The 11,708-nt window shown below is 43.9% G+C and carries 15 protein-coding genes; 10 read left to right on the forward strand and 5 right to left on the reverse strand.

What is annotated here, in order from left to right:
- Positions 1 to 6: 6 nt before the first annotated feature.
- The 3 genes from ISR87_04905 (at position 7) to ISR87_04915 (ending at position 3,111) form a co-directional block, all read left to right on the forward strand.
- Positions 7 to 1,104: a histidine kinase gene (locus ISR87_04905; protein ID MBL7024775.1), complete on the forward strand. Its 1,098-nt coding sequence runs from the start codon at positions 7 to 9 to the stop codon at positions 1,102 to 1,104.
- On the forward strand, positions 1,097 to 1,822 hold the full coding sequence (locus ISR87_04910) for a response regulator transcription factor (protein MBL7024776.1): 726 nt from the start codon (positions 1,097 to 1,099) through the stop codon (positions 1,820 to 1,822). The genes ISR87_04905 and ISR87_04910 overlap by 8 nt, the downstream gene beginning before the upstream one ends.
- 143 nt (positions 1,823 to 1,965) lie before the next feature.
- A complete protein-coding gene (locus ISR87_04915) occupies positions 1,966 to 3,111 on the forward strand; it encodes a hypothetical protein (GenBank protein ID MBL7024777.1) in 1,146 nt (381 codons plus the stop codon).
- A gap of 36 nt (positions 3,112 to 3,147) precedes the next feature.
- On the opposite strand, the gene ISR87_04920 is transcribed toward ISR87_04915, so the two are convergent.
- From ISR87_04920 to ISR87_04930, 3 genes are all read right to left on the reverse strand, one after another.
- Complete coding sequence (locus ISR87_04920; protein MBL7024778.1) at positions 3,148 to 3,543, reverse strand: hypothetical protein; 396 nt, start codon at positions 3,541 to 3,543, stop codon at positions 3,148 to 3,150.
- A 66-nt stretch (positions 3,544 to 3,609) separates the two neighbouring features.
- Complete coding sequence (locus ISR87_04925) at positions 3,610 to 4,320, reverse strand: TIGR00730 family Rossman fold protein (protein ID MBL7024779.1); 711 nt, start codon at positions 4,318 to 4,320, stop codon at positions 3,610 to 3,612.
- Complete coding sequence (locus ISR87_04930) at positions 4,317 to 5,198, reverse strand: FMN-binding protein (GenBank protein ID MBL7024780.1); 882 nt, start codon at positions 5,196 to 5,198, stop codon at positions 4,317 to 4,319. Before ISR87_04930 ends, ISR87_04925 begins: the two co-directional genes overlap by 4 nt.
- 162 nt (positions 5,199 to 5,360) lie before the next feature.
- On the opposite strand from ISR87_04930, the gene ISR87_04935 reads away from it, so the two are divergent.
- The 5 genes from ISR87_04935 (at position 5,361) to tmpT (ending at position 9,143) form a co-directional block, all read left to right on the forward strand.
- Positions 5,361 to 5,846, forward strand: a complete 486-nt coding sequence (locus tag ISR87_04935) for an asparaginase (GenBank protein ID MBL7024781.1) — start codon at positions 5,361 to 5,363, stop codon at positions 5,844 to 5,846.
- 14 nt (positions 5,847 to 5,860) lie between these two features.
- A complete protein-coding gene (locus tag ISR87_04940; protein ID MBL7024782.1) occupies positions 5,861 to 6,154 on the forward strand; it encodes a hypothetical protein in 294 nt (97 codons plus the stop codon).
- A 188-nt stretch (positions 6,155 to 6,342) separates the two neighbouring features.
- Complete coding sequence (locus ISR87_04945; protein MBL7024783.1) at positions 6,343 to 7,263, forward strand: hypothetical protein; 921 nt, start codon at positions 6,343 to 6,345, stop codon at positions 7,261 to 7,263.
- A 6-nt stretch (positions 7,264 to 7,269) separates the two neighbouring features.
- Positions 7,270 to 8,460 (forward strand): DNA photolyase, encoded by a 1,191-nt coding sequence (locus ISR87_04950; GenBank protein MBL7024784.1) that lies wholly within the window; start codon positions 7,270 to 7,272, stop codon positions 8,458 to 8,460.
- Positions 8,461 to 8,507: 47 nt separating this feature from the next.
- Positions 8,508 to 9,143 carry a thiopurine S-methyltransferase gene (gene tmpT / locus ISR87_04955; GenBank protein MBL7024785.1) on the forward strand — a complete coding sequence of 212 codons (636 nt, stop codon included), beginning with the start codon at positions 8,508 to 8,510 and terminating at the stop codon, positions 9,141 to 9,143.
- Between the two features lie 83 nt (positions 9,144 to 9,226).
- Here the strand turns inward: tmpT and ISR87_04960 are convergent, their stop codons facing one another.
- Positions 9,227 to 9,661, reverse strand: a complete 435-nt coding sequence (locus ISR87_04960; protein MBL7024786.1) for an SRPBCC domain-containing protein — start codon at positions 9,659 to 9,661, stop codon at positions 9,227 to 9,229.
- 135 nt (positions 9,662 to 9,796) lie between these two features.
- Between ISR87_04960 and ISR87_04965 the strand changes: the two genes are divergently transcribed.
- Both ISR87_04965 and ISR87_04970 read left to right on the forward strand, forming a co-directional pair.
- Positions 9,797 to 10,183: a nuclear transport factor 2 family protein gene (locus ISR87_04965; GenBank protein ID MBL7024787.1), complete on the forward strand. Its 387-nt coding sequence runs from the start codon at positions 9,797 to 9,799 to the stop codon at positions 10,181 to 10,183.
- 27 nt (positions 10,184 to 10,210) lie between these two features.
- On the forward strand, positions 10,211 to 10,606 hold the full coding sequence (locus ISR87_04970; GenBank protein MBL7024788.1) for a hypothetical protein: 396 nt from the start codon (positions 10,211 to 10,213) through the stop codon (positions 10,604 to 10,606).
- Between the two features lie 50 nt (positions 10,607 to 10,656).
- Here the strand turns inward: ISR87_04970 and ISR87_04975 are convergent, their stop codons facing one another.
- Positions 10,657 to 11,295 carry an energy transducer TonB gene (locus tag ISR87_04975; GenBank protein MBL7024789.1) on the reverse strand — a complete coding sequence of 213 codons (639 nt, stop codon included), beginning with the start codon at positions 11,293 to 11,295 and terminating at the stop codon, positions 10,657 to 10,659.
- Between the last annotated feature and the right edge of the window lie 413 nt (positions 11,296 to 11,708).

Below are 11,708 nucleotides of genomic sequence, written 5' to 3' on the forward strand. Positions count from 1 at the left end.
TCCTTTATGACATCCACAAAAGATCCTGGCAAAATCTCACTCTTCTGGGTACTCCAAATTTCAGGCTGGTTCCTGTATGGGGTGATCTATTACCTCATTTACTATTCTTATAAGGATCTGGATGTAGCAAATACCATTGGATTTGCAGTAACCTACATGGTAGCCTTTCTTGTGACCATCATCATGCGGAAAATATATCAAAAGCTGGATTATCAGCATCGATCCATTCTGAATGTATCAGGGATAGTCATCCTTACTTCAGTTGTCTTTGCTGTGATCTGGGTTTATGTGGACCGATTTGTCTCCTACCCCATCTACGGAATTGAAAAGTTTCAGAAAGCCCTGGATAAAATCACCATGCGCAGCAATATCAGTCAGATATACTGGAACTCATTTATCCTGTTTACGTGGTCCGCACTCTATTTTTTAATCAATTTCTGGCGACAGTGGAACGAACAGCTTGCCCGCACTGAAAAAGCCGAACTCCTGGCACATAGCGCACAGCTCCAGATGCTGAGATATCAGCTAAACCCACATTTTCTGTTTAACTCTTTGAATTCTATTCGGGCTCTCATCCTGGAAGACCAGGGTAAAGCGCGGGATATGGTGACAGAACTGGCAGAACTCCTGCGCTATTCGCTGGTAAGTAAAAACAATGGTGACGTGCCCTTCAGCGAAGAGATCACTGCCATAAAACATTACTTCGCCATTGAAGAAAAGCGCTATGAGGAAAATCTGCAGGTCAGTTTCGAAATCGACCCTTTGGCCGAGGAATATCCCATCCCCAGCTTCCTGGTGCATCCCCTGGTTGAAAACGCTGTGAAGTACGGAATGAAGACCTCCAGCATGCCTTTGAAAATTAAAATCCTGGCCAGTGTTAAAGACAATGAGCTTTCCGTCACCGTGAGAAACAGTGGGACCTGGTTGTCAGATGATGCTGAGGGGCGTAGTCGACCCGCAGGCACAGGAACCGGCTTGAAAAATGTAAAAGAACGCCTTGAAAATAGATTCCCAGGTAAATACGACCTGACGACTTCAGAAGAAGAGGGTTGTGTTGTTATAAGGATTTCAATTTCACGAGATGTCGAGGGAAATAATGTCTAAGCTTTTTCGTGCCATTGTAGTAGATGATGAACGTCTTGCCCGCAATGACTTACGTTTACTTCTCAATAACCACAAAAATATTGAGGTTGTGGGAGAAGCCCCCAATGGACAGGATGCGCTTGAAATGATCAAGGATGTGGAACCAGATTTGGTATTTCTGGATATTCAGATGCCTGGCATGAATGGTTTTGATGTCCTGGAACATATCAGTTCCGATATACGGGTCATTTTTGTCACAGCTTATGACGAATTTGCCTTACGCGCTTTCGAAGTCAACGCATTGGACTATTTGTTAAAACCAGTCAGCGCTGACCGTCTTCAACAATCCATCGAACGACTTGAGTTGATTCCTGACGAAGCAGAAGATGACTTAAGGGAGTTGGAATACCATGATAGGCTGCTCCTCAAACTGGATACCAGTCTGGGATTTTTAAAGATCAGTACCATCGTCTGCATAACATCAGCCGGAGATTATTCTGAGGTCCTGTGTACCAACAAAAAGAAGGTGCTGGTACATAAATCCATGGCGGAGTGGGAAACCCGACTCCCCCAGGCTTTTTTTAACCGGATTCACCGAACGACCATCGTCAACATGGAGTTTGTGGATCGTCTGGAAGAGTGGTTCAATAATTCGTACCGGGTCTACATGAAAGGTATTGAAGAACCCTACGTCATGAGCCGTCGGTATGTTACCAAACTTAAACAGAAACTCAGCTAAACAGAGAAATCCCATGCACTCCCCCTGTTTCAGGGCCCTGGACTCGTCTGGATTGTAGTCAATAATTTCCTGATCTTTACATGTTGAAAATATGGATTTTCCCGTAAGTCCCATAATGAATGATAACCCATGAGGTATCTGCTATGTTTAAATACTGCCTGGCATTAATTTCCCTCTGCTTTAATTCCTGCTCAACAAATGACGGCTCATTTATTCAAACTTATGGTGAACGGGGTCCGGATCGAGGGATTCACATCATTCAAACCTCTGATGAAAATTTTGTGATTGTCGGCAATACCTCGACAGAAGCAAAAGATCTGGATGTTTATCTTTTAAAAATAGATGCATCTGGTGATACCGTCTGGACCAGAAAATTTGGGGGTCCAGGCGATGACAATGGCTGGTGTATCAAAGAAACCAGCGATAAGGGGTTTATCATCGCTGGGTTTACCAATAGCAGTGCAACAAGCCCAAATGATGTTCTCCTCATTAAAACAGATGCATCAGGAAAAAAAGAATGGCGTCGGCAATTTGGAGGCCCAGGCGATGACATAGGATGGTCCATTGTTATAAATAATGACGGAGGATACACCATCGCTGCCCAAACCAATAGCTTTGGGAATGGAGAACTCGATGCCTACTTAATTCGGACAAACGCTGGTGGCGACACCTTATGGACCAAAACTTTTGGGGGTTCACAAACGGATCGGGTCTTCTCAATTGATAAAACCAGTGATGATGGATTTGTGGCCGCTGGAATTACTTATTCCTACGGTGCAGGGGACAGAGATGCCTATCTCATTAAAACTGATGAGAATGGCCAATTGCTCTGGGAAAGGACCTTCGGCGGGGCAGGTTATGACAACGCTCATACCGTTATTATTGATCAGTCGAATGAAGTCATCCTTACGGGCTATGGTGAGTATTGGGGAAATTCAAATAATATGAACATCTTTCTAAAGAAAATCACGATGCAGGGTGAAGAAGTCTGGTCTAAAACATATGGCGGTCCTTCACACGATCGAGCCATGACCGTATTTCAGACACAAGATGAAGGCTTTATCTTAACTGGTTTCACCCAGAGTTTCGGGCAAGGAGAGTGGGATGTATATGCGGTAAAAACTGATTCAGTAGGCGACACGATATGGACCAGTACCTACGGTACACCTGCTCCTGACTTTGGCTATGATATTATTCAGAGCAAGAGCGGTGAATACTACATCACAGGCTGGAGTCACGGTTATGCAGATCCAGAGGGTGACTTGTTAATTATCAAGCTAGGACATTGAACAAAGGGGCTCCCTGAACACACATCTCTCCAGTTTCTAGTTGAGTTCATTCGTAGCGGATCTAATGTCCACCTGATTTTTTATACTCAGAAAAATATAGCTCACTCCGATCAGCAATCCACAGACGGCTGGCATGATGAGATAGATCGAGTAGTTCTTATCCCAAACGATGCTTATGAAAACCATGAGAGAGCCGAATATATAGATTCCACTCGTCGCCACACCCAGGATCTTTGCCCATGAGAGGTTTTTGAAAATGCCAATCCCACAAATAATGGATAGTGGTCCTGTTAGTAGGACATCAGCCCAAGGGATCCATACCTTAATCAATTGATTCTGATTGAAAATGATTCCATCTCCCCAGGTGTAGCCTCCCCCAACTATGGCAAAGATGCCAGTGAGGATAAACAGATTTCCAAATAGTTTATTCATCGAAGTATTTCCATAATCGTAGCTTGTTTATATTTGGTGCTTGTGAGACTTCATGATTTTGAAAACCTAAAAGTTCGGTACCATCTCCTTGCGGAATTTGGCAAAAAAGCGGGTAATGGAATCCATGGCCTCCTCGGCCGTTTCCACAACTCTAAACAACTCGATATCATCGGCCCCTATGTAACCCTCAGCCAGAGCTCTTTCTCGTAACCAGTCAACCAGACCAGACCAATAATCACGACCCACTAATAGAATGGGAAATTTAGGGGTTTTGCCTGTTTGTGAGAGCGTCAGAGATTCAAATAATTCATCCAGGGTGCCCAGACCGCCAGGAAAAGCTACAAATGCCTGGGAATATTTTAAAAACATGAGTTTCCGTACAAAGAAATAGCGGAAGGTAATATTCTTATCTGCGTCAATAAAGGCGTTGTTAGAGGCTTCAAAGGGCAATTCAATACCAACACCTGCTGATGCGCCTCCAGTCTCCTTAGCACCCTTATTGGCGGCTTCCATGATGCCTGGACCACCTCCTGTTATGACACTGAGACCCTCACGGGCCAAAAGTTTTCCCAGTTCATAGGCAATCCCATAAAAGGGATCATCCGGTTGGGTGCGTGCGGAGCCAAAAACAGTCACAGAAGGACCAACCTGTGTCAATGCATCAAAACCTTCTACGAATTCTGCCATAATGCGAAAAACTTGCCAGGAATTCTTGGATTTCACTTCTGACCAGGTCTTCTTTTCAAATTTGCGGATGACTCGTTTATCTACATTCATTGCGCTTCCTCCAGGGCGATCTCTATCGCCTTCATCAAACATTTGCTGGTGGTGGTGGCACCTGTGATTCCATCAACGTCAGGACTTTGATTTCGGATCACCCGCGGGATAATGCCTTCTGCAAACCTGGCATATTCACTATCCCGATTATTGACCACGCCTACTCCCTCAATTCGTGATTCGATTACCTTAACGGCTACAGTAAACTCAAAACCTGAATAGCTCACCGAGCCGCGATGGATGCCATCAGGAACCAGGGTCAAATCAGGACTCCTTATCTCCATATTGCGATAGGATTCCAGATCATAATATCCCATAAATCCCAGACCCACTCCCAGAGCCACACCCATACCGGTCAGGGACAACACCCAGCTGCGATTCATCTCGTATTTTTGGTTTCTTTGCCCCCAGGGTCTGAAAATGGTAATGGCGATCAGCGTAAACATAATCAATAGCGCCACTGCTATTACAGGTGTTAAGGTGTTGTGATATTCAATATAACTATGAGGTACCGCCGATTCCTCCATCCCAATATCTGAAAGTGCTATCATACCATTGATTGCTGGTCCCAACCAGATCCATACCAGAGCGAAGAGTATTACCGTTCCTGTCCATTTTCCAATTATCCACCAGTGTTTGGTCAATCCCCAATGGGTAAATACTGAGTAGATCAGCCCAGTAGTCACCACCCCGTAAAAGGACCAGGTCACCACCGTATTGAAAAGCGTATATATAGAATAATTTGCAATAAAAAGTTGGCGTGTGTCGAGACCAGAAATGGCCTTAATCGACAGGATTGAAGCCAGACTGCCCATGAGAGAGGCGATAAATATAATATGAATGACTCTCAGCCACCTTCGGCCTGTTTTTTCCAGCATGCAAACTCCTTTGTTGAAACAATTCTTATTCTAAGCAATTTTATCAATTATTCCTGCTCTTTTTTTGTTAATCGATGGACTCCTCGCATGTAGTTTCAGGGCATACTGCTTTCCGTTAAACCAGAAAGTCGAACTAAACCATTGTTCAGGAGAACACACGAGATGCAAATACAGATCTTCATCACTGGGGGCACCTTTGACAAAGAATACAATGAGCTGAATGGGGATCTCTATTTTAGAGACACACACCTGAAACAGATGCTGGAGCAGGGTCGCTCACAGCTTAATGTGAATATTCGAAGCCTCATGATGATAGACAGTCTGGAAATGACGGAACAGGATCGGGGAATAATCCTGACTCATTGCCAGAAAAGTGCCACAGATCGGATTGTCATTACCCATGGAACTGACACCATGGTTGAAACGGCTCACTTTTTAGCCGATCATATTAAGGACAAGACCATTATCCTGACTGGCGCCATGATTCCCATCGTATTTGGTAGTTCTGATGGACTATTCAACATGGGGGCTGCCCTGGCCTATGTTCAAACTCTGGAACATGGGGTTTACATTGCCATGAATGGACAGTATTTCGACAATGACAAGGTGCGTAAAAATAAAGCCAAAGGGCTTTTCGAGACCTTATAAACAAGGAGATATCCATGAAACATTACAGATTCATATTTCTAGCTTTAATCACTTTGTTGATTCTCATCGCATTTACTTCCTGTATGCCCAATCCTGAACACAATATGGGGCAATCCCCCTCAGGTTTTTTTAAGGGTGTCTGGCATGGTTGGATCGCTCCCCTCTCATTGATCGTCGGTTTTTTTAATGATCATACGCGAGTCTATGACCCAAACAATACGGGCTGGTGGTATGATTTCGGGTTTTACATGGCCATCATCAGTGGCTTTGGTGGACTCTCCCTGGCGAGAAAAAACCGGGACAAATGAGGATTATTCTCTCTACAACGAAAGAAACGAACGCAACGAACAAACAGCATTTGAAGCTCACGCTTTAAACCATTTCGTGTAATTAGCGTAATTAGCGGTTCAATCATTTTGTGTGTTTTACGTAACTGCGGTTCAATCAGATTGCAAATTTCATTTGATTTAATCGAAACCAAGACATATTGGTGACTATGAAGATCACAGTTAAAGAACTGACAACAGCCGGTCCCACCATACATTCCAGCTTTTCTGCCTTACCCTATCAGCGTGATGATTCTAGCCCGGGTAAGCTTTCCAGACCAATACTGGCTTATCAATCTCCGTCCTGCATTAAGATCATTGGTGATATCCACCGCTTTCAGGCAGAACAGGAAGCCGGAAAACCTGCAGTCCCAGTCTATCTCATACAGGATACAGAGAGTACTCTCGAATTGATCCAGCTGGTTATTGAATACTACAGCCCCATGAATCTCATGGATAAGGCTCTCCTCACGAGAGCAGCCATTGATCTGGGTGTCCCTCGTCCCATGTTGGCTGAGCAAATTTTACCTGCTCTGGAGCTGGCACCCCGGGAAAAACTCATCGATCAGGTTCTCTTTCTCCTGAAATTGCCCACATCACTCCAGACCTTTATCATTAACAAGGACTTGAGTCTCAAACGAGCTCTTATTTTTCAGCGGGCCGAAGGTCACCTCGAATGGGTCGAGCGGTTTATTGCCAATCTGAAAATAGGCATCAACATGACGGCAGAAATCATCCAGAATGTCTGGGAAATGAGTAAAAACGACGATGTGGATTTCAAGACCAAAGCTGAAGAAATGGGTCTCTGGGAAATGGCAGATACGCCCTACGAAGACAATCGACTGGCTGTTCTGGAAATTCGTGAGAAAATCAATAAGGCACGCTTCCCCTCTCTGAATCAAGCTGGGGTGGATCTAAGCAAAACCCTGGAGGCTGCCCAGCTCCCTGACTCCATGAAAATCAAATGGGATCCCTATTTTGAACAACAGGGTGTCCAGATCGCCTTCCATGCTAAAGATGAAGATGATCTTGAGCATTCATTGGAAAAGCTGAAATCACCAGCCTTTAAAAACATATTCAAACATATATAAGGTCCTATGAAAGAACCAAAAATTACTCGGATCATTGTTGATCAGAAAGTTGCTGATCAGGAATTAGTCCAACGATATATAAAGAACAATCCCCAGGCACAGGTGATTCAGCAGGAGGTCACTGAAGCTGATAAAGAAAATATGTTTAAGCAGGAGTCAACACCTGCCAAGCGGGATATCCTACTCACTGAAAAACAGGGTCATACCGTCAAGCAATGTCCTGGAACGGATAGAACCTACCGCTGCTGCAATTATCATGTTATCAATCAGACCAGCAACTGTCCCATTGATTGCACCTATTGCATCCTTCAATTCTATTTGAATAATCCCGTCACCACGGTCTATGCCAATACAGAAAAGCTCCTGACTGAAGTAAAGGATAAGATTGCAACGCAACCCAAGCGCTTTTTCCGCATTGGGACCGGTGAATTGTCTGATAGTCTGGCCTTTGACTCATCTTCAGAATACTCTAAAGATGTCATAGAATATTTTGCTGAATTGCCAAATGTACTCCTGGAGCTGAAGACCAAGTCCAATCTGATTGAAAACCTGCTGGAGCTGGACCACAAAGGCCACACGGTGGTTTCCTGGTCGGTAAACCCCCAGGTCATCATTGACGCCGAAGAGCACAAAGCCGCTTCCCTGAACGAACGCCTTGAAGCCATGCGACAGGTTCAGGAAAAGGGCTATAAGATTGGTTTTCATTTTGACCCTCTCCTTTTCCATGAGGAATGGAAACAAAGCTATCCTGATTTGATCAGACAATTGTTTGATGTGGTGGATCCCAAAAATGTGGCCTGGATATCAATTGGTTCCTTGCGTTTTCCTCCTGAAATGAAGGAAAAGGTTCTGGAGAAATTCCCCAAATCCAAGATCATGTTTGCTGAGTTGATTCGTGGGATGGATGGCAAGATGCGGTATCCCAAACCGTTGCGGCTGGAAATGTACCGAACGGTATATAATTCCTTACGCTATTATGGGGGTGATGATCTGTTTATCTATTTCTGTATGGAATCCGCTGAGATTTGGGAACGGGTTATGGGCTGGAGTCCAGAAAGCAATGAGCATCTCGATCATCTATTTGCCACCAGTCTTTACAATCAATTCCCAGGATTAATGCAATCCAAGCCACAACGCTTCGACTATGATAATGGCATCCCTCTCCACCACGAAAAGGCGGATATCCCCGGATTTTAAAGGGGTAATTGGTTTCCCCAACTAACAACAACATTATAGGTACTTATTTGAATTTAGAATCATGGAAACAAGCCTGGGAATTGAATAACATCGGCTTTCATAAAAGTAGACCCCATCCTCTTTTGGTTCAACACTTCAAAGCGATAAATCTATTGGAAGGCGCTCGGATATTTTTGCCCCTGTGCGGCAAAACGCTGGATGTGGCCTGGTTACTTTCACAGGGAATTCAAGTCTCCGGAGTAGAAGTTAGCCAACTAGCTATTGAGCAATTGTTTCAAGAGCTCGGTGTTGAACCAAGCATTACCGAATGTGGCAAGTTCACATGCTATAGTGGCAAGAATTTATGCATTTACATCGGTGATGTATTTGACTTGTCACGAGAGTTAATAGGCGAGGTGGATGCAATATATGATCGAGCTGCGCTGGTCGCACTGCCTGCGGAGCTACGGATAAAATATACAAAGCATTTAATAGAGATCACCGGCGCAGCCCCCCAACTGCTGATTACATTTGAATACGATCAAAAGTTGAAATCCGGTCCCCCCTTTTCAGTGGATCTTGATGAACTAAACCGGCACTTTAAGGATACCTATACTTTGAAACTCCTGGCGAGCAACTCCCTGGCAGGCGGGTTGAAGGGATCACCTGTGGCATGGGAGAACATCTGGCAGCTTACATTATGAGGGGGACAATAAGTTCTTGAGCCTGGGGTTGAATTGACCAAGCGTTTTGGTAACTCTAAGATTGGTAAAACAGCATTTTTTATCTAGGTTTTTTCGGCTCGTCTTTTCAAAGCTTCATTCATTGATTTCAGGGAATCAGGAACAAAATTTTCCAGCTTGCTCCAGAGGAGAGAAACCAAAAGCCCAGAAAAGTGCTCGGTGTTGATCAGTTTGGTACCCTCGCCTGCAGGTTCCAGCTCAAAGCTTCTATCATTGGTCATAAGAAATCCTGCCATCATCACAGCTCTCCAGCGAAAGGATCGTGGCGCTTCAAAAGTCGTGATATCAGCCGAATATTTTTGGCCGTTCTTACCTTCAGAACCTGCCATGATGATACTCACTTTGGAGCCCAGGGTGGCTGTACCACTTGCCTGATTGACAGTGGGGTTCCAATCCGACCATTTATCAAAAGCCATGAGGATATCCCAGACTTCCATCTGGGAAGCATTAATTTCGATCTCAGTTCTAATTTCACGCATATATCCACCTCTTAACTATTTATTTCCTTTAAACTTAAAAAATATCTCCTTTCACACTATGACTATTATTATCTTGTTTTACTGTAAGCATGCAGGTTGTCTAGTTTTTCAACCACTGATTAATAGGAGTTCTTAGTGTCCAACCAACATGAAAGAAATAAACAGAATGTACTGGCGTTTTATGCCATGGCCTTTAACGAAGGAAATCCTTCTGAAGCTGTCAAAAAGTTTGTTGGGAGTGAATATATCCAGCATAACCCCCTGGTAGCAGATGGTCCTGCTCCCTTCATAGAATACTTTGAAAAGATGGCAAAAGAATGGCCAGACAAGAAAATCTTCTTCGAGAGAGTAATATCTGAAAATAATATGGTAGTGGTCCATTGTCGCCAGGAATGGCCTGGAGACAGTGTCTATGCCACCATCGATATATTCAGGCTTGATGAAGAGGGGAAAATAGTTGAGCATTGGGATGTCATGCAAGTGGTTCCCGATGAGTCAAAACACAACAACACGATGTTTTAGCGAAGTTGATTTGAAATGGGGATGCCTATGAAAACCTTATTAATCTTAGATGCATTGATAAATATATTTCTGGGGTTGCTTATCCTGCTACTTCCAGTTGGACTCTTGAGCTTCCTGGGACTGCCACAGGTTAGTACCTATTTTTATACCTCCATTCTTGGCGCTGTCATATTCGGGATTGGTTTGGCGTTAATTCTTGAGATTTTTAGTGAAAAATGGAAAGTGAGGGGGCTGGGAATAGCTGGAGCTATTGTCATCAACCTGTGTGGAGGGGTAGTGTTGCTGGTTTGGTTACTTTTTCTTCCGCTTGAGTTGAGCTTTTTGGCAAAATCCTTCCTGTGGATCATCTGTCTTGTGGTTCTAGTTATTGGTCTCGTTGAGCTTAAACATGAATTGCCAAATACATTGGATAGTGAAACCTAAAAAAAAGCAGCCGGATAAACCGACTGCTTTTCTGAATATTTAATAACCAACTATCGCAATTTAAAGTCAATGGGGATATTTACCCATACGAGCACAGGTTTATCTCGTTGATAGGCTGGTTCGAAGGGTGTTTGAAGGACGGCTGCCATTGCGGCCTCGTCCAAACCTGTTCCAGGCAGACCTTTTATAATTTTAACCTCCTTGACAATGCCATCTTTGCCTATCAAGGCCTCGAGAGTGACTTTTCCTTCCTGTCTGGCTTCAATGGCTATGGGAGGATATATCACATATTTGCTAATAGCCCCCCAACCCCCTACTGGAATGGGTTTTACTTCTACTTTCCAGAAAGGTACGGTAGGATCTTCTATTGGTGGAGGAGTCAAAAGATATTCATATAAATCCATATCGAAATTAATCTCATCCATGGCGATATCGATTTCCTCATTCTCAGATGGAATTGGAACCGCAGGACGTTGAGGTGTGAGCACTTCAGGGGGTTGAATGGTGGCTGGAATTGAGAGAACTTCAACTGGAGGGGGCACATATGGTTTTTCAACGATGACAGCGTCATTGAAATCCGGAACACCATAAAAGGTAATGATGGCCACGAGAAGTGTGAGCATTGCTCCTATTTCGATGTGTTTGCGTTCTTGATTTTTTACGGATACCCATGGATACTGTGTCAGCATATTTCACCTCCAGAAAATTAAAATTCTTTGACTGCCCTTCCAGGTCCTCCTTCCGCCCCTTTGTTGATATGCACCTGTCAATTATCGAACCGCGGGTCGAATATTCGACCCATGAGTAATGTAATACATGGTTTTGACAAATATCAAGAGGATTTTTTGCGAAATTATTGTACTGGAAATGTTCTAATTGAGGGGAATGGACCAAACAGTATATCGTTTGAGAGAATGGACAATAGAAACCCGACTTCCTTCATAAAGGCTTCACCAGAAAAGTAAATCGAGTAGGAGGATAGGGATTAATTCCCTATCCGTCCTCTCACACCACCCTGCGTACGGTTCCGTACAGGGCGGTTCCTTAATTTACACCTTAACATTTCGGTAATAATCCGTGAAAAAGAGGTATCCAGCTTCTT

It is taken from the genome of Candidatus Neomarinimicrobiota bacterium, from assembly GCA_016784545.1.
Lineage (GTDB): Bacteria > Fidelibacterota > UBA8477 > UBA8477 > JABMPR01 > JABMPR01.